The sequence below is a fragment of the Paenibacillus piscarius genome (assembly GCF_022234545.1).
In the GTDB taxonomy this organism is placed as follows: Bacteria; Bacillota; Bacilli; order Paenibacillales; family Paenibacillaceae; genus Paenibacillus_AQ; species Paenibacillus_AQ piscarius.
Window position 1 is genome coordinate 18062 of record NZ_JAIEUI010000034.1, and the last position, 25710, is coordinate 43771.

The 25710-nt window shown below is 54.6% G+C and carries 23 protein-coding genes, 1 other RNA gene and 1 riboswitch; of the genes, 17 read left to right on the forward strand and 7 right to left on the reverse strand.

Going from position 1 to position 25710, the window contains the following annotated elements; genetic code table 11:
* Positions 1-184: 184 nt before the first annotated feature.
* The 3 genes from K1558_RS31160 to K1558_RS31170 form a co-directional block, all read right to left on the reverse strand.
* Complete coding sequence (locus tag K1558_RS31160) at positions 185-613, reverse strand: C40 family peptidase (protein ID WP_238655878.1); 429 nt, start codon at positions 611-613, stop codon at positions 185-187.
* A 57-nt stretch (positions 614-670) separates the two neighbouring features.
* Positions 671-810: riboswitch (cyclic di-AMP (ydaO/yuaA leader) on the reverse strand.
* Positions 811-1033: 223 nt separating this feature from the next.
* On the reverse strand, positions 1034-1831 hold the full coding sequence (locus K1558_RS31165) for a hypothetical protein (protein ID WP_238655857.1): 798 nt from the start codon (positions 1829-1831) through the stop codon (positions 1034-1036).
* A 45-nt stretch (positions 1832-1876) separates the two neighbouring features.
* Positions 1877-3895: a M1 family metallopeptidase gene (locus K1558_RS31170; RefSeq protein ID WP_238655858.1), complete on the reverse strand. Its 2019-nt coding sequence runs from the start codon at positions 3893-3895 to the stop codon at positions 1877-1879.
* Positions 3896-3997: 102 nt separating this feature from the next.
* Between K1558_RS31170 and K1558_RS31175 the strand changes: the two genes are divergently transcribed.
* Complete coding sequence (locus K1558_RS31175; RefSeq protein ID WP_238655859.1) at positions 3998-4504, forward strand: YwhD family protein; 507 nt, start codon at positions 3998-4000, stop codon at positions 4502-4504.
* 92 nt (positions 4505-4596) lie between these two features.
* On the opposite strand, the gene K1558_RS31180 is transcribed toward K1558_RS31175, so the two are convergent.
* The 3 genes from K1558_RS31180 to K1558_RS31190 all read right to left on the reverse strand — a co-directional run bounded on the left by K1558_RS31180 (position 4597) and on the right by K1558_RS31190 (position 8222).
* Positions 4597-5076: an AbrB/MazE/SpoVT family DNA-binding domain-containing protein gene (locus tag K1558_RS31180; protein WP_238655860.1), complete on the reverse strand. Its 480-nt coding sequence runs from the start codon at positions 5074-5076 to the stop codon at positions 4597-4599.
* Positions 5077-5360: 284 nt separating this feature from the next.
* Positions 5361-6038, reverse strand: coding sequence for a DNA-3-methyladenine glycosylase (locus K1558_RS31185; RefSeq protein WP_238655861.1), 678 nt, complete (start codon positions 6036-6038; stop codon positions 5361-5363).
* 105 nt (positions 6039-6143) lie between these two features.
* On the reverse strand, positions 6144-8222 hold the full coding sequence (locus K1558_RS31190) for a transglycosylase domain-containing protein (protein ID WP_238655862.1): 2079 nt from the start codon (positions 8220-8222) through the stop codon (positions 6144-6146).
* A gap of 234 nt (positions 8223-8456) precedes the next feature.
* On the opposite strand from K1558_RS31190, the gene K1558_RS31195 reads away from it, so the two are divergent.
* Together K1558_RS31195 and argS are read left to right on the forward strand one after the other, a co-directional pair.
* Entirely contained in the window at positions 8457-8900 is a 444-nt protein-coding gene (locus K1558_RS31195; protein ID WP_238655863.1) for a YwiB family protein, read from the forward strand.
* The gene (gene argS / locus K1558_RS31200) at positions 8897-10582 is read left to right on the forward strand and encodes an arginine--tRNA ligase (protein WP_238655864.1); all 1686 of its coding nucleotides are present in this window, start codon (positions 8897-8899) and stop codon (positions 10580-10582) included. The genes K1558_RS31195 and argS overlap by 4 nt, the downstream gene beginning before the upstream one ends.
* 59 nt (positions 10583-10641) lie before the next feature.
* On the opposite strand, the gene K1558_RS31205 is transcribed toward argS, so the two are convergent.
* Positions 10642-11850 carry a S8 family peptidase gene (locus K1558_RS31205; protein WP_238655865.1) on the reverse strand — a complete coding sequence of 403 codons (1209 nt, stop codon included), beginning with the start codon at positions 11848-11850 and terminating at the stop codon, positions 10642-10644.
* A gap of 444 nt (positions 11851-12294) precedes the next feature.
* Here K1558_RS31205 and rpoE point away from each other — a divergent pair, with 444 nt between their 5' ends.
* The 14 genes from rpoE (at position 12295) to K1558_RS31275 (ending at position 25297) form a co-directional block, all read left to right on the forward strand.
* The gene (gene rpoE / locus K1558_RS31210; protein WP_238655866.1) at positions 12295-12852 is read left to right on the forward strand and encodes a DNA-directed RNA polymerase subunit delta; all 558 of its coding nucleotides are present in this window, start codon (positions 12295-12297) and stop codon (positions 12850-12852) included.
* Positions 12853-13152: 300 nt separating this feature from the next.
* Positions 13153-14760 (forward strand): CTP synthase, encoded by a 1608-nt coding sequence (locus K1558_RS31215; protein WP_238655867.1) that lies wholly within the window; start codon positions 13153-13155, stop codon positions 14758-14760.
* Between the two features lie 345 nt (positions 14761-15105).
* Positions 15106-15492, forward strand: a complete 387-nt coding sequence (locus K1558_RS31220; RefSeq protein ID WP_238655868.1) for a response regulator — start codon at positions 15106-15108, stop codon at positions 15490-15492.
* Positions 15493-15698: 206 nt separating this feature from the next.
* Positions 15699-16553: a class II fructose-1,6-bisphosphate aldolase gene (gene fba, locus K1558_RS31225; RefSeq protein WP_238655869.1), complete on the forward strand. Its 855-nt coding sequence runs from the start codon at positions 15699-15701 to the stop codon at positions 16551-16553.
* 194 nt (positions 16554-16747) lie between these two features.
* Positions 16748-18001: a UDP-N-acetylglucosamine 1-carboxyvinyltransferase gene (locus K1558_RS31230; protein ID WP_238655870.1), complete on the forward strand. Its 1254-nt coding sequence runs from the start codon at positions 16748-16750 to the stop codon at positions 17999-18001.
* Positions 18002-18144: 143 nt separating this feature from the next.
* On the forward strand, positions 18145-19503 hold the full coding sequence (gene rho / locus K1558_RS31235) for a transcription termination factor Rho (RefSeq protein ID WP_238655871.1): 1359 nt from the start codon (positions 18145-18147) through the stop codon (positions 19501-19503).
* Positions 19504-19533: 30 nt separating this feature from the next.
* Positions 19534-20811: a radical SAM family protein gene (locus K1558_RS31240; protein WP_238655872.1), complete on the forward strand. Its 1278-nt coding sequence runs from the start codon at positions 19534-19536 to the stop codon at positions 20809-20811.
* A gap of 124 nt (positions 20812-20935) precedes the next feature.
* Positions 20936-21133, forward strand: a complete 198-nt coding sequence (gene rpmE / locus K1558_RS31245) for a 50S ribosomal protein L31 (RefSeq protein WP_238655873.1) — start codon at positions 20936-20938, stop codon at positions 21131-21133.
* Positions 21134-21306: 173 nt separating this feature from the next.
* Positions 21307-21575: signal recognition particle sRNA large type (ffs, locus tag K1558_RS31250), an RNA gene on the forward strand.
* A 262-nt stretch (positions 21576-21837) separates the two neighbouring features.
* Entirely contained in the window at positions 21838-23544 is a 1707-nt protein-coding gene (gene dnaX, locus K1558_RS31255; RefSeq protein ID WP_420800487.1) for a DNA polymerase III subunit gamma/tau, read from the forward strand.
* A 50-nt stretch (positions 23545-23594) separates the two neighbouring features.
* Complete coding sequence (locus tag K1558_RS31260) at positions 23595-23906, forward strand: YbaB/EbfC family nucleoid-associated protein (protein WP_036698884.1); 312 nt, start codon at positions 23595-23597, stop codon at positions 23904-23906.
* Between the two features lie 36 nt (positions 23907-23942).
* Positions 23943-24542, forward strand: a complete 600-nt coding sequence (gene recR, locus K1558_RS31265; protein ID WP_238655875.1) for a recombination mediator RecR — start codon at positions 23943-23945, stop codon at positions 24540-24542.
* Positions 24543-24735: 193 nt separating this feature from the next.
* The gene (locus K1558_RS31270) at positions 24736-25002 is read left to right on the forward strand and encodes a hypothetical protein (protein ID WP_238655876.1); all 267 of its coding nucleotides are present in this window, start codon (positions 24736-24738) and stop codon (positions 25000-25002) included.
* A gap of 28 nt (positions 25003-25030) precedes the next feature.
* On the forward strand, positions 25031-25297 hold the full coding sequence (locus tag K1558_RS31275; protein ID WP_238655877.1) for a pro-sigmaK processing inhibitor BofA family protein: 267 nt from the start codon (positions 25031-25033) through the stop codon (positions 25295-25297).
* Positions 25298-25710: the final 413 nt, after the last annotated feature.

Sequence of the window (25710 nt, forward strand, 5' to 3'; positions counted from 1 at the left end):
TATGTTTTTTTCTTTGATTTTGCCATACAATGCTGTTTCAAGATTGAGGATCCGGGTAAAAGGTAGAATAAGGTAAAGGAAAAACCCGGAAATGATTACGGCAATAATCAAATTCCGGGCTTCTATAAGCTATATATGGATGTTAGAGGTTAAAAAGGTGCGGGGTGTAATTCAAACATTCAGCTCAATCGTACGCGACAGCTTGGTAGGCTGTGGTGCTCATTACCCGTTTGGCGCCAACGTAGCGGTTGGCCCAATAGGACTGGCTCATTGAAGTGATGGTTACTCCGCGCGAACTGGAGGACTGAGCAAACTTACCGCCTCCGACATAAATACCTACATGGGAGACTCCGTTGCCCAAGGTGTTGAAGAATACGAGATCGCCGGAACGGAGATTACTCTTGGATACGGCAGTCCCCACCTTGTACTGCGCTTTAGAGGTGCGCGGCAGGGTAAGTCCAACATTCTTGAACACATATTTGGTAAATCCTGAGCAATCGAATCCGCTGGTGGTGGTACCTCCGGTTTTGTAGGACGTTCCAATGGTTTTGGAGATGACTTTATCCATTTTGGAATCGGCGAAGGCGCTGCCCGCCCCAAGTGTGAATACCATCACAAGACCCAGCGCTGCTGCGGTGCATTTCTTCTTGAAGTTCTGAACTCTCAACAGATGTACTCCTTCCAAGGCCTGCGGGGTTAGCTTAAGGATTCGGTAGAAGGTTCCCCTATGACCCCTCTAAAGCGAGATCAATTCACCCAACATATGGTTCCCCCACTTCCCGGTGCAAAGGAATTCGGCGTGTTATGCACCAGAATAGTGACATATCGACATTTGTACATTTCATAATTTGCAGAAAATCATGTCATAAATATTACAACTTTGTTACTACTAGTACAGCCATCATTGTAACAGAGGTGTTTCCGTTTTGCAAATGCTTTTAACCATTCAGGTGATCCATACCCAAAAGAAAAAAGAGTCCTGCTCCTGAACCAGGGGCGGTGACTCTTTTTAGTATGCCAGATTAGCGGAAGTTTATTGTGGAAATGATTTGCTGGACCAGAGATGGTACTGTGCAGCGATTCCCCACATACTGAGCAGGGTGGAGGGAAGCGGAGAAGCCTGGCGCAGGAGCAGCGCAGGCAGGCCGGGATACAACAGCGCGGAGGCACTGCAGATTAGCAGGACAAGGAGACTTCCTGCTCCCAGCACCGCAGATATCCCGATAGACGGCAGCATAACCTTCAGGCAGACCAGCAGGGAAGAGAACATCCCGGTGCCGGCGGTATACCCGAACTGCATATAGAGCAGCAGTTTGCGGATGATGAAGAGATAGAGCAGCCAGCCCACCACATAGGGCACGAGCTTCAGCAGCAGCGGATAGTTCATGATCCCGCCAACCAGCAGCCGGTACATATGCGGAAGCAGCCAATAGAGGGGAAGAAGGGTGAGCACCCACTCGGCGAGGCTGAACACCAGCACAGGCAGCCCGTACTTTTTCATGCCGGGAAAAAAGAACAGTCCACGCTCCCCCGCCCGTTCCTGGTGAAGCTCATGCAGCAGCCCTGCCCGGATGAACGGGGAGATCAGCAGCCGCAGGATTGTCAGGCCCAGGAGAAGCCACAGCCACCGCAGCACAGCGGGATCGCTCTGCAAGGCCGTGTGCCCCTCGATATAATACAGCAGCCTGCCCATTTCACTGCCGCCGGAGTCTGCATCCGGGTAGCGCAGCAGCACAGGCACAACGCCGCTTTTAATGAATTTGTACAGGAAATATCCCCAGAACAGCCGGTAGATAAACAGCAGAATCAGTATATAGAATTGCTCTTTCATGCTGAGCCAACCGCGGGCTATTGAACTTTTCACCATTCCCTCACCTCACCAGCCAAGAGTTCCGAGCAGAGTTTCCAGCAGTGTCGTCGCACTAAGCGTCCAGCGGGAGAGCGTGCGCTCCTCCAGCTCCGCCATTCTGAAATTGTTAAGATGTCTGCTCTCCAGCAGGACCGAATGCTTCGGATCAATCTCAGCGGAGACCAGAGGTGCTTTATACGCTAACTCGAAGGAAGTGGACTTGCCCCCTCCATTCCAGTACTGCTGCACGGTGTACCCGTCGGAGAAGGTGAACTGTACAGGAACATCAGAATATAGCGTGCCTTTGTTGCTAACATCCACTACCGCCTTGTACTCGGGCGCAGCACTGTCACTTCCGGTCTGTCCCTCAGAGAGCCTTATATCATCCACTGCGAAATCGGGAGCACCCCCGGCGTAGACATAGCGGTCAAAATAAGTCTGCCAGGACTGCTTGGTCACCTTCTCAACGGTCTTCTGGAAGTCGGCGGTCGAAGGATGCTTGAAGCGGTATTTGCGGGCATAGGCGGCGAGAATGGCATCCATATTCTTGGCTCCCGCAATCCGCTCGATATCCTTCAGCACCAGCTTCCCGCGGATATATACATTGCGTGTGTAGGCATCGTCACCGGTGTATTTCCAGGTCTCCAGATTGAGCGGCTGTGACGACGAGACCAGGGTAGACTGGAGCGGAAGGCTCGCCGCCACACCGTATTCCTGTTCCATCAGCCGGTCTTCGGCATAAGAGGTGAAGCTCTCATCCAGCCAGGCTTCTTCGAATTCGTTGCTGGCCAGCATCCCGTAGAAGTACTGGTGCCCGATCTCATGGATGATGGTACGCTCCAGCGAGGTTCCCGGCGACGCCTCCGCTGCACCGAAGGCGGTAATCAGTGTCGGGTATTCCATTCCCCCTGCACCGTTGCCGGACTCAGGCGGGACCACGATGGACAGAGTGGAATAAGGATAAGGCCCGTACCATTTGCTGAAGGCGGTCAGTGCTGCCTCGGCGGCCTGGAAGTAACGCTCCTGAAGATCCTTATGCAGCGGATCGAGATAGAGCTTGATCCGCACACCCGGCACCTGCGGTGCAGAGAAGGCTTTCTCCGCTACAACAAAATCCGGTGAGGCCGCCCAGGCGAAATCATGCACGTCGTCGGCGTAGAACTGATACACCTTACGCCCCTGTACCACCCGGGCATTCTTCACCGGAAACCCGGTGGCGGCAACGATATAACCGGGGGGAACAGAGATGGATACATTGTAAATCCCGAAGTCACTGTAGAATTCGGAGGTGCCGTGATACTGGTGAAGATTCCACCCTTCCTCCTGCACCCCTCTTCTGCCGGCCGGCTCATAGACGCTCAGCTTCGGAAACCACTGGCCGGCCATGACGAAGCGGTCAGCAGTGCCCATCCGGGCGAAGATTTTGGGCAGCTTGACCTCGAACTTCAGCCGTACCGTCACACTCTCGCCGCCGTTAACCGGCTGGGGCAAGTGAACCTTGAGCAGTGTCTTATCATGAATATTGCCGTCATCCGGCTGAACGTACTGGGTCCGCTGCATCAGCGACACCCCTTCGGAGGTCCGCAGATCAGTGAGGGTAATGCTGCCGTAACCGCCTGCAGGCATCGAATCTCCACGAAGTTTGCCTCCCGATTCCTTCATGAAGGTAGTGTCTTGGGAAGCGAAGGCGTTGGGATACAGGTGAAAATAGAGCTCCTGGACCGGCTTCTTGCCCGGATGGGTCCAGGTCAGCGTCTCGGAGGCCGTCAGGGTCCCGTTATCCGGCTGGAGCTGCACATCCATGTGGTATTCGACCACACGCTGGCTTAGCGCCTCAGTCTCGGGGGGAGACATCGCATTCTCCGGATAGATGGACTGGACTGGCTGCTGCTGCGGGATGACGGCGGGGGACTTGGCCTCTTTCAGGGCAGCGGCTGTCCAGGCAGCGGGGCTATGTCCCGCCCTGAGCCAGATTCCGCCTCCAATCAGGAGGAGAACGCCCAGGATTGCGAAGATGAGGGTATACTTTAATGAATGTGGCTTCATAGTGTAATTCCTCCCGTGACAAGCATCTACGGGATGTATATGTTTGCAATCGCCGCATTATTAGCTAAAATTAAATAATTAGTGATTGGAAGGAGTGCTACTGTGGATAACGTACAACCGGGAGGCAAAAAACAGATTGCCCTGAATATTGTCAATGCCAAAGCGAAGCATAAGGGATTCGGTGCAGGCTCGATTGATCTGAACAATGTATCGCCCGTCATCATTGACCGGGGGGAGGCCGTTATCGATATCGGTGCCATGCACGCCAAGAGCAAGGTGGAGAAGGGAATCAAATTCTCGATGAACCGTGAGGATGTACCGGACGGAAGACAGGTCTGGGTGGTGTGGGTGGCTGTAGACCGTACACCGGAGGGACAGCATTACGGGGGAATTACCGCCTGTGAGATGTGGATTGATACGGAGGCCCGCCGCGGCTGGAAGATTCTTGCCGATCATGTCAATAAGCTGGATGCGGCCCTGAAGCGGAAGGTGATCCTGGAGGGACTGGGAAGCGCGGAGCGGGCAGCACTGAAGACATTGCTGATAGCCCATAACGAAGAGTGGTGGACAGCCTCGCCTGAAGAGCTGAAGGCTGCTTTATCGGTATAGAAGAAGGCGTTAAAGCGCGCATAAATGAAGGCTTGGCCCTCTGTGATGGAGGGCCAAGCCTTATGCAGGTTCTGGGTTGGGATGAATCAGGGTTACTGCGGGGCCGATCGTCCGGAAGCACCCAGCTTGCGCTTTAACTGGCTGACCCGGGCCTGGCTGATGCCGAGAACCTCGGCAAGCTCCTTCTGATTGGCGTAGGGGTGATCTTCCATGGCTTGCTGTAGACGCTGGCTCATTTCTTCTGTCTTGGTTCTCCGTCCGCGGGGAGGACCCTGAGGTTCTGCAGGTACCGGGGAAGCGGTGACGGGTTCTTCCGATCCGCGCGCGGGATCGCTTAGCTCCTTCAGGCAGGAATTGCAAATGAACTGATCCTTGTAATACGTTACATGATCAAGGCTTCTGCAAAAGGTGCATTCTGTGGAGGTGTACTTCCTGAGGACAATAATATCCTCATCGAGAATAAAAAATTCGATAGGATCCCCAATGTCAATATTGCGCGTCATGCGGATTTCTACGGGAACCACAATTCTTCCAAGACTGTCTAGACTCCGGATCATGCCTGTATCTTTCATCCCATGTTCCCTCATTTACTTCTTTATATTTTTTGAAGATATCTATGATTATAACAGTAATTGTAAGTTAAGAGAACGGGGGAAGCGCGTTCAAATTGGGATAAATGTTGTAATCTTATAGGAAGTTTTATCATTTTATGGCGAAAGAAAACATTTTGACGGGTGAAGGCAGGTTAAACTGACAGAAACAGCCTCTCCCTGTGGAAGGTTCCAAGGGAGAGGCTGATTAGGGTTCACTTCTATATACCCCGTTTCAATCCCCGCCGAAACAGCGGCCCGGCAATTCATCCGGGACAGAACGGCCGGGCCTGGGGATCCATGATTGATACATAAGGATTACTCTTCAGATAGAAGCGCCAGGGGAGATCTGCATACTCTTCGGCATAAGGAATATTGATGCGCGGTGCCTGTACAATGGGCAAGCTCCCGGCAGGCTCGCCCTGCTCGATCCACATGGCGCCTTCCTTGCGGTCGAATCTCGACAGGTTCAGGCTCTTATCAATCCGCAGCGCCCGGCACAGCTTGCCCGGTCCGCCGGACAGAGCGTGCGGCTTCCTGACGGCGGTGCCTCTGTAGCGGGCCATCAGCTCGGCATCATGTGCGGTGAGCGGCTCAACCGCCCGGATCAGGACCGCATGAGGCTCGTCTTCGGCGGCTGTTACGACGTTCAGGCAATGATACATTCCGTAGATCAAATAGATATAGACTGCGCCTCCGCTGCTGAACATCGCTTCAGTCCGGGCGGTACGCCGCCCGCCATAGGCGTGGCTGCCCTTGTCCTCAGCGCCGCCGTAGCTCTCCGTCTCGACAATCCGGCAGCGGATCTCCCCGTCCTCAGTACGGCGGACAAGATGCTGGCCCAGAAGGCGCGGAGCGGCTTCCAGTGCAGGAAGCATATAGAGCTCAGGCGGCAAGAGCGCCCCTGCTTCCGCCTCGTGGCTGCCGGATGAATCCTGCTTCATGAATGGAACGACACCTTCCTGCGGCAGAGTAAGGCACCAGATGCGCCTGCGCCGGATTCACGTTCCTTCCATCGTACCGCAAGCCGCATAGCAGCGGCAACCCGGTTAGTTCATCCACCACCGCTTAATGCTGTTCCACAGCGAATGATCCTCTTTCACAGGATCAGCAGCACCGGCAGGGCCGCCTCCGCTTCCGGCAGGAGTGCTGTTCTCCCCGCTGCCATGCAGGTTACAGTACTCTGTCGGCTCTGTGCCGCTGATGAAGGCTTCCAGCTTCTTCTCAGGGCAATCAGCGGTGGCGAGCAGACCGGACTGCGGATTCACATAGACGTTGACCACACCTGGCGGAATCGGGAAAATCTTCGGCGGCACATTCTCCAGCGCCTGTTCCGTAAACTGCGCGAAGATCGGCGCCGCCCGCCTTCCGTCGGCGGTGGCAATCTCCCGGCCCTTATCATATCCCACCCATACGGCGGTAGAGAGCTCGGGGGTGAAGCCGACCATCCAGCCGTCGGTATCCGTGGTCCCTGTCTTCCCGGCGACCGGACGCTTGATCATCGCGGCAACCCGGTTCCCGGTCCCTCCGCTCTCGAACACTCCCTCCATCAGCCGGGTCAGCACATAAGCGGCCGCCGGATCGACCACGGATTCACCCTGAGGCTCCGGGGCTTCATATAGAAGGTTTCCGGCGTTATCGGTAATCTTCAGGATGGCCGTTACCGGCTGCTTCACGCCGCCATTCGCAATCACCGCGAAGGCGGAGGCCATCTCCAGCGGGCTGACCGGCGAGGAGCCGAGCGCCAGCGAGGGCACGCTGTGAAGCGGGCTCGTGATCCCCAGAGCAGCAGCCATTGCGGCAACCTTGTCCGCGCCGACCTTCATAATCGTATTCACGGCATAAATATTGTCGGAAGCGGCGATTGCCTGCTGCATATTAATCTCGCCGAGATACTTGTCGCCGAAGTTCCGGGGCTGATAGGTTTTGCGGTTGTTGTCATAATGGAACAGCGTAGGCTGGCTGTTGAAGACAGACAAGCCGGTCATCTCCTTGGAGGCCAGGGCCGTCAGATACATCACCGGCTTGAACGAAGAGCCGGGCTGGCGGGTGCCGGCCAGGACATGGTTGAACGGGCTGGACCGGTAGTTGGTCCCGCCGACCATGGCCTTCAGATAGCCGGTACGCGGATCAATGGAGACCAGAGCGGTCTCCAGCTCGCTGGCGGGGTCCATGCCCTGGTCCACCGCCGCTTCTGCGGCCTGCTGCATATCCGGGTCGAGTGTTGTGTATACATTCAGTCCGCCGAGGTCCAGCTCGTCGCTGCTGATCTTCAGCTTGTCCATCACAAGCGTGCGTACATAATCACGGAAGTACGGGGCCGCCACCGTCGTATCCTTCTGCCCCTGCGGATTCAGCTGGAGCTTCTCGCCGGCAGCCTCCCGGGCCTGGGCTTCCGTAATATCCCCTACATCGGCCATCGCGGACAGAATGATACCTTGGCGCTTCCTGGCGCTATCCGGATGGTTATAGGGGGAATAGTAGGTCGGACCTTTGGGGATTCCGGCCAGCAGGGCACTCTCCGCCAGATCAAGATCAGCGGCGGACTTGCCGAAATACATCCGGGCAGCGGCTTCGATTCCGTACGCACCGTGGCCATAATAGACTTCGTTAAGATACATATTCAGAATCTCATTTTTGGTATATTTCATCTCAAGCTGGAGGGTGTACAGCGCCTCCTTGCCCTTGCGGGTCCATGTTTTCTCATGGGAGAGATACAGATTCCGCGCCAGCTGCTGGGTGAGCGTGCTTGCCCCCTGGGAGCGTCTGCCTGTTTCCAGGTTCGCGAGCACAGCCCGGCCCATCCCCTTCAGGCTAAAACCAATATGATGATAGAATTTCCGGTCCTCGACTGCCAGTGTGGCCTTGATGAGCAGAGGGGAAATCTGGTTAAGCTTCACAGGCTCGCGGCTGCGTCCGTCTGTGGTGAAGGTGGTCATCACGTTGCCTCTGGCATCGAACAGTCTGGACCGGACATCATCCCCAAGCGGGGGCAGCGGTTTGTGATATAAGTATCCCAGCAGAGCCCCGGCCCCCAGCACGAACAGGAGGGCAGAGACACCCAGCAGCCGGAGGAACAGGCGGAAGCGGCGTCTTGGGACTTGGGGTACAGCAGAATCGCGCGTCATGGCATCAGGCTCCTTCATATTCAAGCGAAGACACAGCTGGCGCAGTTAGGCCGCTGCTGGCTTGTATTCCTCATTATGGGAAAGGAAAGGGGGAGATATTCATGACCGCGGGACCTGCCCCGTGTAATTTTGCCGCCTGTTAACCCGTTATGGTAAAATTCTCGATATAGTGTACAATGGGAAAGCGAATATGAACTTTATGCATATTAGGCAGAAATAAGCGAGGAACTTGTGATGACTGAACTGCAGCAAGGTAAATACAGCGTTTCGGTAACGCTGGTGAGTGTACAGGGTACGGAGCGCAGTGTCGTCCATGCCGCCGGAGAGGCCTTCGGCAAGGGGAAGTCGCTGTATATCCGTTACGATGAGCTGCAGTCCGGTCCTGACGGGAGAGAGGCTGCTGTCCGCAATACGCTGAAGATTACCGGCAGCGGACTGAAGCTGATCCGCCACGGCACGGTCCAGTCGGAGCAGTCCTTCGAGCCGGGGCAACAGCTGCCCGGATTCTACCGCTCGCCGTATACCCAATTCAATCTCACAACTGACACCAAGACCTTAGACATCCGGCGCAGCGGAAGATCGCTTGACGCTTCCTGGGAATATGATCTCTACGTATACGGGGAATTATCAGGACAGTTCGCCATTAGTTTGAAGATACAGGAGGAACCACAATCATGACACAACGTTTGAATCCGCTCCAGATCGCCCATGAACGGGTGAAGGAGGCCATCGCCGACGCCGTGGTAGCGGCCGGTCTGGTCGCACGCGAGGAGCTGCCAGCCATTGTTCTGGAGGTGCCCAAGGATAAGGCGCACGGAGATATCGCGACGAATGCTGCTATGCAGCTGACCCGAATAGCCAAACGGAATCCGCGGCAGATCGCCGAGGCGATTGTCGAACATCTGGACACGAGCCGGGCTTCCATTGAGAAGACGGAGATTGCCGGACCGGGCTTCATTAACTTCACATTGTCCAAAAGCTATCTCTATCCCGTGATCGCACTTGTGGCTGAACAGGGCGAGGGCTATGGACGTGTCGATATCGGCCAGGGCAAGAAGGTCGAAGTAGAGTTTGTCAGCGCCAACCCTACCGGCAGCCTGCATCTAGGCCATGCCCGCGGAGCTGCTGTCGGCGATGCGCTGTGCAACCTGCTTGATTATGCCGGCTATCAGGTCACCCGGGAATACTATATTAATGATGCAGGGAACCAGATCTCCAATCTCTGCCTGTCGATCGAAGCCCGCTACCTGCAGGAGCTGGGCCAGCCTGCCGAGATGCCGGAGGACGGCTATCACGGCGAGGATATCAAGGGCTTCGCGAAGGAGCTGGTAGCCGAGAAGGGTGACTCCCTACTCGCTATGACCCCGGGCGACCGCGCGGCCTTCTTCCGCACCTATGGTCTGGCCAAGGAGCTCGATAAGATCAAACGCGACCTCAGCCGCTTCCGGGTGAACTTCGATATCTGGTTCAGTGAAACCTCGCTCTATGAGAACGGTGAAGTGCTTCGCTCGCTGGACGAGCTCCGGGAACGCGGAGAGGTCTATGAGCAGGAAGGGGCCACCTGGCTTGCGACCACCAAGTACGGCGACGACAAGGACCGTGTTCTAATTAAGAATGACGGCACATACACGTACCTTACGCCAGATATCGCTTACCACAGCGACAAATACGGACGTGGCTACGATACGATGATCAACATCTGGGGAGCGGACCACCACGGATACATTCCGCGTATGAAGGCGGCTATGGCGGCGCTTGGCAATGATCCAGACAAGTTGGTTGTGCTGATTGCCCAGATGGTCAGCCTGTTCCAGAACGGCGAGAAGGTCAAGATGTCCAAGCGTACCGGCAAGGCCGTAACGATGGAGGACCTGATGGAGGAAGTCGGCCTCGATGCCATCCGTTACTTCTTCACGATGCGCAGCATGGATTCGCATCTGGATTTCGACATGGATCTGGCGATTTCGACCTCCAATGATAACCCGGTCTTCTATGTCCAGTACGCCCATGCACGAATCTGCAGTATTTTCCGCCAGGCGGAGGAGCAGGGCATTGTGCTGCCGGCTGCGGACCAGATGGATTTCAGTAAGCTGACGGCGGCCCATGAATACGACCTGCTCCGCAAGATCGGCGAGCTTCCCGCCGAGATTACGGTGGCTGCCGAGGGCTATGCGCCGCACCGCCTGATCCGTTATGTGTACGATCTGGCTTCGCTGTTCCACAGCTACTACAAGGCAGAGCGCGTCATCACCGAGGACGCTGAGCAGACTCTGGCCCGCCTGGCCCTATTGGGCGCTACACGGACGGCCATTGCCAATGTTCTGCGGCTGGTCGGCGTGAGCGCACCGGACCGGATGTAACTTCATATGTATACAGCGCCGCCCCTGTACCCCAGGGGCGGCATTTCTGTTTGCCGCCGCTACGCCTTCGCGGCGGCCACGGCCTTAGCGCTGCTGCCGCTGCCAGCGCTGCCGCTGCGCCGCCGGGCCCGGATGCCTGCGCGCAGCAGCCGCAGCGCATCGGCCGCCCCGCCGCCCAGCGCGGCGCGGCGCTGGCCCTTGCGCAGCCGCACCGGCATGGAGGTGCGGCGCAAGAGCAGCTTCAGCTCGCGCGGCGTGAGGCCAGGCCTCAGCGCGAGCAGCAGAGCCGCGGCACCGGTGACATGCGAGGTCGCCATAGAGGTGCCGCTCATTTCCTTGTACCCCTCCCGCAGCCAGCAGGAGGGGATGCTCTCGCCCGGCCCGTACACGTCGATGTACGGGCCGCGGTTGCTGAAGGCGGCGACGCGCTGCCTTCTGTCCAGAGCCCCTACGGCAATCGTCTCCGGGTAGCGGGCAGGGTAATCCCCGCCGCGCTTGCCGTCGTTGCCGGAGGAAGCGATGATGGCGATCCCGGCCCGGTAAGCCTTGATCACCACATCGTGCAGTGCCTTGCTCCGGTTCCTCATCCCGAAGCTCATATTGATCAGATCGATATTGTTCTGGACGCACCAATCGATCCCCAGAACAATATCGGACACATAGGCCGAGCCGTTGTGATCGAATGCCTTCACCGGATACAGCAGCGCCCGGGGGGCTACGCCCATCATATTCCGCGCGCCTCCGGCAGCCGCCAGCGTCCCGGCAATATGCGTGCCGTGGCCGTTGTCATCCAGCGGCATCATGCCGCGGTTCAGCAGATTGACGCCGGAGGCCAGGGAATGCTTCAGATCGGGATGCCGGAAGTCAACGCCTGTATCAATGACGCCGATCTTCACATGAACGCCGGTCGACCGGGACCAGGCCTGCGGGGCGCGGATGGCCTTGATCCCCCAGGGCATCAGGGCGGAGCCGCTTTTGTCTGCAGGAATCGAATGCACTTGAATCCGGGAATCTTCTTCTATACATAGGGAACCGGCATAACGGTCCATCAGCCGCTGTGCTCCTGTGGCGGGCATGACAAAAGCCCGGATCAGCGTAGACACCCGAACCTGCCTCAGACCGGGCTTCTTGGCCTTCAGGGATTTCCATTGTGACAATGCTCCGGCATAATTCCGGGGATCATTGAAGGTCACAATCTGCCGCTGTGCACTGGTGGGGGCAGCCTTCATTTCTTCAAGCAGCATCTGCCAAAATCCGTAATAATCCATAAGTAACGCCGTCCCCTCCTCGGTGCCGTGCTGACATATTGTATGACAGGGGGAGGGGGGCCGAATGGGAACTTGCCCTTTTTTGAGGAAATAGGCTGCCCATCGTGTCAAAAGGCCGGCGTTTACATAAAATAAACAGAGGGAACCGTGAAGCTCCCTTTGCAACATCCCGTAAGGAGCCGATTCCTTGGCGTGGATACAGTCATGTGCGGAGGGTTTCCCTCCGCCTTTTTACAAAATATAATGTATATGTTTCACACGATAACTTATCGGATTCTGCGGGACAAGCCTACACAGGGGAAAGCAACGCCGCTCTCCCGCCCGGAGTCCTGCGTAATAGACTTGCAATTTGCCCGCAAATAGGTTTTACTTAGGTTTGTTAATGGATATCATGAATGAAGATATGATGTTCTGTGAAGAATGCGTGAGAGGAAGTGTCCTTTAGTGAGTACGCCACTCAATTTGAAGCTGGACCCTGAGAAAGTGAAAGAAATGCCTATGGTGGACCTGGCTTTTCTGGTGCTTAAGGCTGCCAATACGCCTTACTACTACCGTGATCTGATGGTCGAGGTTGCCAAGCTGCGCGGAATGACCAACCAAGAGAGCGAAGATACGATTGCCCAGCTATATACCGAGATTAATATCGACGGGCGGTTTGCCTGTGTCGGAACCAACCTGTGGGGTTTGAAGCGCTGGTACCCGCTGGAACGCTCCGATGATCCTGTCGGCAACACCAAGCGTGTGCGCATCATCAATGATGAGGACGACGATCTGGAAGATGATGACTTCGCTGAGGAAGAAGAGAACTACGCTGCAGAGGAAGAGGACTTCGATGCGATTGACGAAGACCGCGACGACCTCTATTCTGATGACGACAGTGAAGAGGAAGTTGACGAAGATGTGGTCATCGATGAAGACGACATTGACGAAGACGACGAGGAAGATTCGGATGACCTCGAGGAAGAAGAGAGCGAAGACGGGGAAGAGGACGATAATTACTAATCCATAGTCTTTGCAGGGGTACAAATTCCACCCTTGACAGCGGCAGGACCGTCAGAGTACACTATTGCATGGGCTTATAATGAAAGTTAATATTGTTTTCCAAAATAAAAAGTGCCCCGGCTCTACGGGTGTCACTTTTTTGTTTTTTTAGAGGAGAAGTAAGGGCAGAATTCCGCGGTTGTCGCGCATTCATGGTTCCTGATCTTTCTTTGGGTTCCCCGGTTGGATGATGGAAAAAAGGGTTACGATAAGCATCAAGCGTCCCCTGAATTTCTGGACTTTATTTAGGAGGGTTTTACAGTGACAAAGTATATTTTCGTAACGGGTGGCGTTGTGTCCTCCCTGGGCAAAGGCATTACCGCTGCCTCGCTGGGCAGACTGCTCAAGAACAGAGGTCTGAAAGTAACGATCCAGAAATTCGATCCTTACATTAACGTGGACCCGGGAACGATGAGCCCCTATCAGCACGGGGAAGTATTTGTGACCGATGACGGTGCGGAGACGGACCTGGACCTTGGGCACTATGAACGCTTTATTGACATCAACCTGTCGAAGAACAGCAACGTGACGACAGGCAAGATCTATTCCTCCGTCATCAGCAAGGAGCGCCGCGGGGAATATCTGGGCGGAACCGTACAGGTCATCCCGCATATTACGAACGAAATCAAGGAACGCGTCTTCCGCGCCGGCCGTGAGACCGGCTCTGATGTAGTCATCACTGAAATCGGCGGCACCGTCGGTGATATCGAGAGTCTGCCTTTTATGGAAGCTATCCGTCAGATCAAGAGCGATATCGGCCGGGAGAATGTCATGTACATTCACGTGACCCTCATTCCATATATCAAGGCAGCAGGCGAAGTGAAGACCAAGCCGACCCAGCATAGCGTCAAAGAGCTGCGCAGCATCGGGATTCAGCCGAATGTGATCGTATGCCGTACCGAATATCCTCTGACTGATGATATGAAGGCCAAGCTGGCCCTCTTCTGTGATATTGATGCGAGCGCTGTGGTGGAATGCCGTGACGCCTCGACATTATATGAAGTTCCGCTCAATCTGCGCGATGAAGGACTGGACGAGATCGTCGTCAACCATCTGAAGCTGACCACGCCTGCGCCGGATATGCGGGAATGGGAGAGCATGCTGGAGCGGATTCAGAAGCTGGAGCGTACCGTTGAGATTGCCATCGTCGGCAAATATGTAGCCTTGCATGATGCTTACCTCAGTGTAGTGGAGTCCCTGTCTCATGCCGGATTTGCTTCCAATGCCGAAGTGAAGATCCGCTGGGTGGATGCTGAGCTCGTAACCGATGAGAATGTGGACGAGCTGCTGGGCGGCATTGGCGGCATTCTGGTTCCCGGCGGCTTCGGCGACCGGGGGATTGAAGGCAAGATCTCGGCGATCCGTTATGCGCGGGAGAAGTTAATTCCGTTCTTCGGCATTTGCCTGGGGATGCAGGTGTCTGTGATTGAATACGGCCGTTCCATGCTGGGACTGGCGGGGGCGAACAGCTCCGAGATCGATCCTTCCACTCCGCATCCGCTCATTGACCTCCTGCCGGAGCAGAAGGATATTGAGGATATGGGCGGCACGATGCGACTGGGGCTGTACCCTTGCAAGCTGCTGCCGGATTCCCTGGCGATGTCCTGCTACGACGATGAGCTGGTGTACGAGCGCCACCGCCACCGGTACGAGTTCAATAATGCTTACCGCGATGAGATGGAGAAAGCCGGTCTGATTATTTCCGGAACCTCCCCTGACGGCCGTCTGGTGGAGATTGTCGAGCTGCCGGGTCACCCTTGGTTCCTGTCCGTGCAATTCCACCCGGAATTCACCTCCCGCCCGAACCGTCCGCAGCCGCTGTTCCGTGAATTTGTCTCCGCCTCGCTGACACATTCCGAGCAAATGTAATGCTTAAGATTAACAGGCCGGCCTGGCCTGCGGGAGCCTCCTTAGGGAGGCTTCTTTTTTAAAATATAGGAAACTCATAGAATTCCCGCGATCATCGGCAAAGCCGTTTCCGCTTGGATGGCAGCACAGCACAACTCCTTCCGGATTGCAAGGGGACTGTACTCCCGCTTTTTCACCGATAATCCCCCTTTAAATGGCATAGATTTACGCATTTTAACCAATTAGCAGGATTTTGGCTGCAAAGCACGAATAATAGGTTTCGTATAGACTAAGTTGAAGCGGGGCCGTTAGCTGTTGAGAGGGCGCGGTATGGACAATCTGCCTTAAACTCTGGGAGGGTATCGTATGGAAAAGAAGAAAGTGTTAATCGTCGACGATCAGAATGGAATCCGGATTCTTCTCATGGAAGTATTTAATAGTGAAGGTTATGCCACCTTTCAGGCAGCTAACGGAAAAATGGCGCTGGACATCGTCAGGACGGAATCCCCGGATATGGTTCTGCTGGACATGAAGATTCCTGGAATGGACGGGCTTGAGATCCTCAAGCATCTGAAGGAGCTGAATCCGGCAATCAAGGTCATTATGATGACCGCCTACGGGGAGCTCGACATGATCAAGGAAGCCACCAAGCTGGGAGCCCTGATGCATTTCACCAAGCCGTTTGATATCGATGAGATGCGCGTTGCTGTCAATATGCACCTGCACAACAAATCGGTAGACCAATGCAGCTAGCTTAGAAGCTCAGAGTTTGGGAAGGTCTTGTTATGGATACGCTAAAATAGGGAAATGATCCGCAGATAAAGGGTTGGCTAAATATCGTCCCACCGGGACATTTTTTTGTCTATCCTATTTAGTATTTATTACAGGATGTGCTATAATAGGCCTGTATGTGATGTCGGCTTATATAAGCAGCCCAATATTTTAGGAGGATTGAAACCATGCCATTAGTATCTATGACAGACATGTTATCCAAAGCACTTGAAGGAAAATATGCGGTTGGCCAGTTCAACATCAACAACTTGGAGTGGACGCAGGCGATTCTCGGTGCAGCAGAAGAAGAGAAGTCACCGGTAATCCTTGGCGTATCCGAAGGCGCAGCCCGTCACATGGGCGGATTCAATACGGTAGTGAAGATGGTTGAAGGTCTGATTCAGGACATGAAGATCTCTGTTCCTGTAGCGATTCACCTGGACCACGGCTCCAGCTTTGACAAATGTAAAGAAGCTATCGATGCCGGATTCACATCCGTTATGATCGACGGCTCCCACCACCCGATCGACGAGAACATTGAAATGACGAAGAAAGTCGTTGAATATGCTCATGCCAAAGGCGTATCTGTAGAAGCTGAAGTTGGTACTGTAGGCGGACAGGAAGATGACGTAATCGGCGGCATTCAGTATGCTGACCTTAACGAATGCGTACGCATCGTCAAAGAGACCGGCATTGACACCCTGGCTCCGGCGCTGGGCTCCGTACACGGTCCTTACCACGGCGAGCCTAACCTGGGATTCAAGGAAATGGAAGAAATCTGCAACGCAGTGAACCTTCCGCTCGTGCTGCACGGCGGTACCGGTATTCCATTGCATGATATCCAGAAGTCCATCTCCCTGGGAACTTCCAAGATCAACGTGAACACTGAGAACCAGATTGCATTCGCTAAGGTTGTCCGTGAAGTGCTTGCTGCTAAGCCGGATGCCTACGACCCGCGTACATTCATCGCACCGGGCCGCGAAGCCATCAAACAGACCGTTATCGGCAAAATCCGTGAGTTCGGCTCCAGCAACAAAGCCTAATTATTACCCTGCCGCATAACTCGTTTTTCCACACAAGCCATTCGTTTTCCTCAGAAACGGTCGCCGTCCTAAGCCAAGGGCGGCGCAGCCGTTTCTTCTTCTAATCACCAATCACCATTACCGTATGTCTCACAAGCCACAACTGGTATTGCCGCAACAAGATGCAATACACGTAGGGGGAACCAGATAAATTTATGGAAAAGTTAATGATTGGCGGCGGACGTCCACTAGAGGGTGTTGTAACCATCAGCGGGGCCAAGAATAGCGCCATTGCGCTCATTCCTGCGGCAATTCTGGCGGAATCTGAAGTGGTGCTGGACAATCTGCCTGCGCTCAGCGACGTTGCTGTGTACTCTGAGATTCTGGAGGAGCTAGGCGCAAGTGTGTCGTGGACAGGCAGCCAGATGAGAATTGATCCTTCCCGCATCGTATCCATCCCCATGCCGAACGGACCGGTTAAGAAACTCCGGGCCTCTTACTATATGATGGGTGCGCTGCTGGGCCGTTTTAAGGAAGCGACGATTGGTCTGCCCGGCGGCTGCAACTTCGAGCCCCGTCCGATTGACCAGCATATCAAAGGCTTTGAAGCGCTTGGTGCGACGGTCACCAACGACCATGGCTCTATTCACCTGTATGCCAAAGAACTGCGCGGCGCCAAGATCTACCTGGACGTATCCAGCGTGGGCGCTACGATTAATATTATGCTAGCGGCCTCCCGTGCCAAAGGCTCTACAATTATTGAAAATGCGGCTAAAGAGCCTGAGATTATAGATGTAGCTACCCTGCTCAACTCCATGGGCGCTGTAATTAAAGGCGCCGGTACTGAAACCATCCGGATCGAAGGCGTAAATGAGATGCATGGCTGCCGCCATTCCATCATTCCTGACCGCATTCAAGCCGGAACCTACATGATTGCCGCTGCGGCAACGCGGGGCAATGTCCTGATTGATAACGTGATTCCCAAGCATCTGGAGGCGCTGACCGCCAAGCTGCTGGAGATGGGAGTAGACATAGAAGAATTGGATGAGAGCATCAGGGTGATCGGCAGAGCCTCTTACGAGCATGTCGATGTGAAGGCATTGATCTACCCGGGCTTCGCCACCGACCTGCAATCCCCGATGACCAGTATCCTGACACAGGCTGAGGGTGTCAGTGTGCTGAGTGATTTCGTCTACAGCAACCGGTTCAAGCATGTTCCTGAGCTGGTCCGTATGGGCGCTAAGATCCGGGTTGAGGGACGTTCGGCGATTATTGAAGGCGGCAGACTGAATGCGGCCAAGGTCAAGGCTGCCGATCTCCGGGCAGGTGCCGCTCTGGTGATCGCAGGACTTACCGTAGAGGAAGGTATCACTGAAGTGACGGGCGTGGAATTCATCGACCGCGGATATGACAACCTCGTAAGCAATCTGCGCAACTTAGGAGCCGAAGTCTGGCGGGAGAACGAATAATATGGATACCCGGATGAGAAGCATGTATATTTTGCCTTAATTCTGCATATCTCCTTCCAATTCGGGTAATCCTATCCTAATAAGCATTTTCATAGACTCATAGTTTAGAACTCATCATACAAAATTGAATAGGTGGTTATTACATGGATCTTCAAATTTCCGATCTGGAAGAAATGAAGCTGACCGATCTGTATAAGCTGGCTAAGAAATACCAGATTCCATACTACGGTACGCTTAAGAAACGGGAGCTGATCTTCGCGATTCTCCGGGCGCAGGCTGAACAAAGCGGTCTGATGTTCATGGAAGGCGTGCTTGAGATTCTGCCGGAGGGCTACGGCTTCCTCAGACCGATTAACTATCTGCCAAGTGCTGAGGATATCTATATTTCCGCTTCGCAGATCCGCAAGTTCGACCTTAGAAGCGGCGACCTGGTCTCCGGGAAATGCCGGACGCCCAAAGAGAATGAACGTTACTTCGGACTCTTGCAGGTTAATGCCGTCAACGGAGAGAACCCTGCAAGCGCAGCGGAACGGCTGCATTTCCCGGCGCTGACACCTCTGTATCCGCAAGACAAGCTGCCGCTTGAGACATCCCCAACTCATCTCTCTACACGTATCATGGATCTGCTTGCTCCGGTAGGCCTGGGGCAGCGCGGTTTGATTGTAGCACCTCCCAAAGCGGGCAAGACGCTCCTCCTGAAAGAAATTGCCAACAGCATCTCCACCAACAATCCTGAGATTGCCCTGTTTGTTCTGCTGATCGATGAACGTCCGGAGGAAGTAACGGATATGCAGCGGTCGGTGAAAGGTGAGGTCGTGGCTTCGACGTTCGATGAGCTGCCGGAGAATCATATCAAGGTAGCGGAGCTCGTGCTGCAGCGCGCGCTGCGTCTGGTGGAGCACAAGAAGGATGTCGTTATTCTGCTGGATAGCATTACCCGCCTCGCCCGCGCCTATAATCTCGTGGTTCCGCCGTCCGGGCGGACACTCAGCGGGGGGATTGACCCTGCAGCCTTCCACCGGCCGAAGCGCTTCTTCGGCTCTGCGCGTAACGTGGAGGAAGGCGGAAGTCTGACCATTCTGGCCACCGCCCTGGTTGATACCGGGTCGCGTATGGATGATATTATCTATGAAGAGTTCAAAGGAACAGGGAATATGGAGCTGCATCTGGACCGTAAGCTGGCGGAACGCCGGATCTTCCCTGCGATTGATATCCGACGTTCGGGTACACGCCGTGAAGAAGTGCTGCTGACCAAGGAAGAGCTGGATACCATCTGGTCGATCCGCAAGAATATGAATGAATCGTATGACTTCGTTGAAGGCTTCCTCAAGAAGCTGCGTGACAGCAAGACGAATGCCGAGTTCCTGGCCTCCTTTGATGTAGCCGGCAACAAGGAATCCCAGTCGGCAAGCGGCACGGCCAGCAAGGGCGGAACCTCCAACAGCGGAGCGTCGGCCCGCCGTACGACCCGGCCCAAGGCTCCGACTGTGCCTACGACCTGATCTGAGAAATGAGAACAAGAGGAGATTAACATGTATCTGGTATATGCTGACGAGCAAGGAAACGTATATGATCATCCCGAGCTGTATGCTCTTGCCCGCAGCGGCGATATGATTGTCGAAATGCTGGAGGAAGAATTGATTCCGCTGCCCGAAGGGGCCACCCTGGTGGGCCTTCCCTGTACACGGGCGGTGGGGATGAATCCTGAGACAGGTGAGATGCTGCCGCTGCCAGAGGGCTCTCAGGCAGTCGGGGCGCTGCTGCCGCAAGGATACACCCGTCTGTGTCTTCCTGGTTATGTTAAGACAGACAAGTCGTATAAGCTTCCGCTTTTCGGGTATTCTGCAGTGGTGTGGAAGGACGGCAGATTCTACGTGGCCGCAGATCTGACGGATGATCCGGAGCAGTGGAATCCTCTGAATTGTGACCGGGATCAAGTGAAGGCCGGGGTGGGCGATCTAACCGCCAAGTACCCTGAGAACCGTCTGTACGGTCACTTGTCCAACTGTGCGCTGGGCTATGAATGCCTGACTTCCTCGAATACCTTTCTGGGCCGGTGGGAGGGGGCGGTCCCCGTCTCTTACTCCTGTAATGCCGGATGCTTCGGCTGTATCTCGGAGCAGCCTGACGACAGCGGGTTTGTATCCCCGCAGACGCGGATGAACTTCCGCCCTACAGTGAATGAGATCTCGCAGGTCATGCTGGAGCATCTGAAGACGCCCCAGTCCATCGTCAGCTTCGGCCAAGGCTGTGAAGGGGAGCCTTCTACCCAGGCCAAGCTGATCATTGAGTCGATCCGTGAGGTGCGCTCTATCACCGATGTGGGTTATATCAATATTAATACGAACGCAGGTCTGAGCGATCATATCCGCGGGATTGTGGATGCGGGCCTTGACCTGATGCGGGTCAGCACGATCAGCGCTTTGGACGACCATTATAATGCGTATTACAAGCCGCGCGGGTATACACTGGCTAATGTGGAGAAGTCGCTCAAATATGCCGCATCCCAGGGTGTGTATACTTCCATCAACTATCTGATCTTTCCCGGGGTTACCGACCGTGAGGAAGAGATCGAGGCGATGGTCGAATTCGTCAGACGCACGGACCTTAAGCTGATCCAGATGCGTAATCTGAATATTGACCCGGAGAGCTATCTGGCGCTCATCCCTCCGGCGCAAGGCGAGATTCTCGGTATGAAGACGATGCTTGAGATTTTCCGGGAGGAGCTTCCAGGAGTGGTAATCGGCTCATTCACCCATGTTCCGCCTGCTGAACTGGCCCGCTCCAAGCCGCGCAGAGTAACGCTCTAGTACAAGTGGATGGACAGCGGCAGAACCTATTGCAGTACCTGGGCTTCCATGCTAGAATGTAGCTTGCGTAATCATATAACTCTAGGCCCGCATGAGGCTTAGGGCATGAGAGGTGAGATTTCATATGCAAACAGCCATTCAACCCAAGTACAATGTAACGAAGGTGACCTGTTCTTGCGGCAACACCTTTGAAGCAGGATCGGTCAAGCAGGAGCTGAAAGTCGAAATTTGCTCGAACTGTCATCCGTTCTACACCGGCAAGCAGAAGTTCCTGGATGCCGGCGGCCGTGTTGACAAATTCAAGAAGAAATACGGAATCTAATGGATCTGCCGCCCTGCGGCTTAAGATGGTGGACCCTTGCGGCGACTGGTGCTGCAAGGGTCTTCTTGTGGTCTGCGGCAGGGATTTGCCCAGAAGCCGGGCCGTTGCCGGTCGGGCGGCCGGCGGATATGAACAGTTGATTTTTGCCCGGCTGTAAGCTATACTTATCTTCGCCGTGCTAGACGGGGAGGTAGCGGTGCCCTGTAACTCGCAATCCGCTGTAGCGAGGTTGAATTCCTGTTAGAGGTGCTGTCGATGTGAGGCCTTGGTTCCTATGGGCTGTGTTGACGGCTGGGTCCTCCGCAATGAGTGCTTGTGAACCTGGTCAGGTCCGGAAGGAAGCAGCCATAAGCAAGTCTTCTCTTGTGCCGGAGGGTGGCCTAGCCCGAGCAGTTTTGTGGGGTTACCGCTCGGATCGCAGTCATCAATAACAGGTGCACGGTTTATAACTTGGATATCGATAGCGTCTTTGCCACCAGCGAAGATGCTTTTTGTTTTTTTGGGAATATAAGAATCTATATCCGCTTGCGGTGTGTAAGACCTGTGCCTGATTGCCGTATTCCCGTTTCTGCATGGTTAACCACTGGGGAATATAGTATAATAAATTAGCAACAACTGCCGGAAAGCGGCAGTCTGAGAGAGGGTAATGCATAGTGGAACATATCGCGCTGTATCGTGCCTGGCGGCCGCAGTCGTTTCAAGATATGGTAGGGCAGCAGCATATTATTCAGACTCTGCAGAATGCCATCCGTGAACAGCGGGTGTCGCATGCCTACCTGTTCAGCGGACCGCGGGGAACCGGTAAGACGAGTGCTGCCAAGGTATTGGCTAAGGCAGTGAACTGTGAACGGGGGCCCGGTCCGGAGCCTTGTAACGAGTGCCCGTCCTGTCTGCGGATTACCACAGGCAACATCATGGATGTCCAGGAGATCGATGCGGCGTCCAACCGTGGCGTTGAAGAGATCCGCGATCTGCGGGATAAGGTGAAATATGCACCTACCGAAGTTCGCCGCAAAGTGTATATTATTGACGAAGTGCATATGCTGACAACAGAGGCATTCAATGCCTTGCTTAAGACGCTGGAGGAGCCGCCGCAGCATGTGATGTTCATTCTGGCGACAACCGAGCCCCATAAGCTGCCGGCCACGATTATCTCCCGCTGCCAGCGGTTTGACTTCCGCCGGGTCTCGCTGGAAGAGCAGACCGGGCGGCTGACAGAGATCTGCCGGAAGGAAGGCATCACAGCGGATGCCGATGCGCTTCAGTATATTGCCCGCCTGTCCGACGGGGGGATGAGGGACGCGCTAAGCATTCTCGACCAGATCTCATCATTCACAGACGGGAAGGTAACCTACCAGCAGGTGCTGGGCATGACCGGGGGGATCCCCTCCGAGCAGTTTGCCCGGCTGGCGGCTGCAATTCTTGAGGGTGACATGGGACAGCTGCTGGAGCTTGTGGAGCAGCTGATGCATGAAGGCAAGAGTGCGGATAAATGTCTGGAGAACCTTTTGTATTATTTCCGTGACTTGCTTATGATTAAGATGGTGCCCGGAGCAGATCAGCTGACGGACCGGGTGCTGAATCCGGCAGATTTCCGTGACATGGCTGCGGCATACAGCCGCGAGCGGCTGTTCGTGATTGTGGAGACGCTGAGCCGTTATCTGGGGGAGATGAAGTATGCCTCACACCCGCAGACGATCTTTGAGGTGGCGCTGATGAAGCTGTGCAGCAGCGGGTCGGATACGGCGGGTGCGGCAGGGAATGCGTCTGCGGGTGCGGTGATGCCTGCAGCGGCGGGTGCGGAGCAGCCGGCCGAATTGGAGCTGCTTAAGCGGCAGATTGCTGCACTGGAGAAGAAGCTGGAGCAGGCGATCCAAGCCGGCGGTGTCGGCGGAGGGCGCGAGCAGGCAGCTCCGCAGAGGCCGGCTGCACCTGTAAGTGCCCCGCGGGTATCTGCGGCATCGAAGCTTCCTCCTCAGCTTGATAAGTTCATCGCGAGTAAGGACAGTGCTGACTTCGGTGAGGTGTATAAGCAGTGGAGCCATGTTCTGCAGGGTGTGAAGGAAGAGAAGGTCACCGTACATGCCTGGTTTGTCGACGGAGAGCCGGTATCAGTGATGGATGATGCAGTGCTGGTCGCCTTCAAGAACACCATACACCGGGATACGACGGAGAAGCCGGCGAACCGGCAGGTCATTGAGCATGTGATGAATGCGAAGCTGGGCAAGCCTTACCGTCTGGTCACTATGATGATGAAAGACTGGAGCGAGGCTGCAACCAAATCGGCCTCCGGCGCCACAGAAGAGCTGCGTCTGGAACATGAGCATGAAGCTGCTGAAGCGAAGTCTGAACCATGGATTGACGAGGCGATCCAGCTCTTTGGAGAAGACCTTGTTGTCATAAAGGAATAAAGCCTATAGCCTATCAGCGCAGAACTGCGCATCCAAAGGAGAGACGATGTATGAATAATATGAACCAAATGATGAAGCAGGTCAAAAAGATGCAGGAGCAGATGCTCAAAGCCCAGGAAGAGCTGGGCAGCAAGACTATTGAGGGTTCATCCGGCGGCGGCGTAGTTACCGTACAGGTGAACGGCCACAAGAAGCTGCTGTCCATTCAGATCAAGCCGGAGGTTGTAGATCCGGAGGATATCGAGATGCTGCAGGATCTCGTAATCACTGCTGTTAATGATGCCCTTACCCAGGCTGAAGAGTTGGCTAACAACGATATGGGTAAATTCACCGGCGGAATGAAGATTCCTGGCCTGTTCTAGGCTCATTCCACCCCCGGGCATAAGGAGAACTATACTTTGTATTATCCCGAACCGCTAGCCAAGCTGATTGAAGCGTTTACGCGTCTGCCCGGTATCGGTCCGAAGACGGCTGCCCGTCTGGCCTTTCATGTGCTGAACATGAAGGAGGATGAGGTGATTGACTTCGCCAAAGCTCTGGTCAGTGTCAAACGTAATCTTCATTACTGCTCGGTCTGCTGCAACATTACTGATACCGATCCGTGCCGGATCTGCCAGGACAAAACCCGCGATGCTTCGGTCATCTGTGTGGTTCAGGATTCCAAGGATCTGGTCGCTATTGAACGGACCAAAGAGTATGGCGGCTATTACCATGTGCTTCAAGGCGCCATTTCCCCGATGGAAGGGATAGGGCCGGATGATATCCGGCTGAAGGAGCTGCTGACCCGGCTCAGCGATGAGCGGGTGAAGGAGCTGATTATGGCGACTAATCCCAACATTGAGGGGGAAGCCACGGCCATGTATATCTCACGCCTGGTCCGTCCGTTCGAGCTGAAGATCACCAGAATAGCCCATGGGTTGCCGGTTGGCGGAGATCTGGAGTACGCAGATGAGGTCACCCTGTCGAAGGCGCTGGAAGGCCGCCGTGAGCTGTTCTGAGCGTGCTGGTGCAATATAAGTTCTAAGGGAGCCTCTGGCTCCCTTTTTTCTGTTTCTCCTTGTCTGAACTTCGATTAATTGCAGCTACATGCTTCTGCAAGGTTCTAAGTTTGTCCCTGTTCCGATATGTATGAGATTAGAGAATGCTGAGCGCTGGCTCAGTCTGCACTCATTCATATCAGGAGGGATTGCGATGAAATGGTGGAGCGTCAAGTGGCTGGGCGGAGCTGATGAGAGAGCGGAGAGAGCGAAGGCGGAAGAGGAGCTGGGAACAGTGTACCATGAAGTACGCAAGGCGCATTCCGAATGGGAACGGGCGTATCTGATGTTTGATGAGGCGCTGGGCCAGGACCAGATTGATTACGCCATCTATATTCTGGAGGCGGCGGAACGTAAATATCAGATCCATCTTAAGGACGCCAAGCGGCTGGGGCTGGACCGGAGCCGGCTGCTGCTATGAACAGTCTGAATAGTGGAGGGATGCTGGAATGCTGAGATTATTGGCTATAGCTGTACTGATTGTATCAGGTGCCCTGCTATTAATGATGGTGTTCCGGCACAAGCTGGGCTGGGCGTGGTTGAGTGTTTTCGGGACCCATCTGATTTTGGCTGCACTGGCGATATACATTGTTAATTTCTCGGGGGTTGTAACGAATCTGCATATTCCGCTCAATCCCACCACGATAGGAACGGTAACTATCCTGGGCTTGCCCGGAGTGCTCCTGTTATTGGGCTTGAAATTAACTTTGTTCTAGAGGTTGACGGCGCCTGCTGATTCGTGATACATTAAGTCTCGGCCCTTTGGACAAGGTATCTTCGGATGACTTGCTGAAAGCTAAAGCGAAAAAGAAATTCAAAAAAAGCTTGACTCAAATTAGGGCGCTGTGATATATTATAAAGGTCGCTGCTGAGACAAAATAAAGCGACAAAAGATGTGCTTGATCCTTGAAAACTGAACAACGAGTGAGTGGGAAATCACTTCGGTGAGATCCAAAAAAATGATGAATTTCACAGCGTCTTTTACGCTTTAGAAATATCATCTTGAGAATGTAACATTCTCGTCAGATGTTTCAAAATGAGCAATCGCTCTTTCTATAAGCACTTACTTCGGTAAGTGACCTAATTGGAGAGTTTGATCCTGGCTCAGGACGAACGCTGGCGGCGTGCC

What these genes read in the sequence shown, in the direction of transcription:
- K1558_RS31240 (WP_238655872.1), top strand. Translation starts at nt 19,534, where the DNA reads ATGTATCTGGTATATGCTGACGAGCAAGGAAACGTATATGATCATCCC.
- dnaX (WP_420800487.1), top strand. Translation starts at nt 21,838, where the DNA reads ATGGTAGGGCAGCAGCATATTATTCAGACTCTGCAGAATGCCATCCGT.
- K1558_RS31220 (WP_238655868.1), top strand. Translation starts at nt 15,106, where the DNA reads ATGGAAAAGAAGAAAGTGTTAATCGTCGACGATCAGAATGGAATCCGG.
- fba (WP_238655869.1), top strand. Translation starts at nt 15,699, where the DNA reads ATGCCATTAGTATCTATGACAGACATGTTATCCAAAGCACTTGAAGGA.
- argS (WP_238655864.1), top strand. Translation starts at nt 8,897, where the DNA reads ATGACACAACGTTTGAATCCGCTCCAGATCGCCCATGAACGGGTGAAG.
- K1558_RS31260 (WP_036698884.1), top strand. Translation starts at nt 23,595, where the DNA reads ATGAATAATATGAACCAAATGATGAAGCAGGTCAAAAAGATGCAGGAG.
- rpmE (WP_238655873.1), top strand. Translation starts at nt 20,936, where the DNA reads ATGCAAACAGCCATTCAACCCAAGTACAATGTAACGAAGGTGACCTGT.
- rho (WP_238655871.1), top strand. Translation starts at nt 18,145, where the DNA reads ATGGATCTTCAAATTTCCGATCTGGAAGAAATGAAGCTGACCGATCTG.
- K1558_RS31195 (WP_238655863.1), top strand. Translation starts at nt 8,457, where the DNA reads ATGACTGAACTGCAGCAAGGTAAATACAGCGTTTCGGTAACGCTGGTG.
- K1558_RS31275 (WP_238655877.1), top strand. Translation starts at nt 25,031, where the DNA reads ATGCTGAGATTATTGGCTATAGCTGTACTGATTGTATCAGGTGCCCTG.
- K1558_RS31180 (WP_238655860.1), bottom strand. Translation starts at nt 5,076, where the DNA reads ATGAAAGATACAGGCATGATCCGGAGTCTAGACAGTCTTGGAAGAATT.
- K1558_RS31270 (WP_238655876.1), top strand. Translation starts at nt 24,736, where the DNA reads ATGAAATGGTGGAGCGTCAAGTGGCTGGGCGGAGCTGATGAGAGAGCG.
- K1558_RS31185 (WP_238655861.1), bottom strand. Translation starts at nt 6,038, where the DNA reads ATGAAGCAGGATTCATCCGGCAGCCACGAGGCGGAAGCAGGGGCGCTC.
- K1558_RS31160 (WP_238655878.1), bottom strand. Translation starts at nt 613, where the DNA reads ATGGTATTCACACTTGGGGCGGGCAGCGCCTTCGCCGATTCCAAAATG.
- K1558_RS31230 (WP_238655870.1), top strand. Translation starts at nt 16,748, where the DNA reads ATGGAAAAGTTAATGATTGGCGGCGGACGTCCACTAGAGGGTGTTGTA.
- K1558_RS31190 (WP_238655862.1), bottom strand. Translation starts at nt 8,222, where the DNA reads ATGACGCGCGATTCTGCTGTACCCCAAGTCCCAAGACGCCGCTTCCGC.
- K1558_RS31205 (WP_238655865.1), bottom strand. Translation starts at nt 11,850, where the DNA reads ATGGATTATTACGGATTTTGGCAGATGCTGCTTGAAGAAATGAAGGCT.
- K1558_RS31170 (WP_238655858.1), bottom strand. Translation starts at nt 3,895, where the DNA reads ATGAAGCCACATTCATTAAAGTATACCCTCATCTTCGCAATCCTGGGC.
- K1558_RS31165 (WP_238655857.1), bottom strand. Translation starts at nt 1,831, where the DNA reads ATGAAAGAGCAATTCTATATACTGATTCTGCTGTTTATCTACCGGCTG.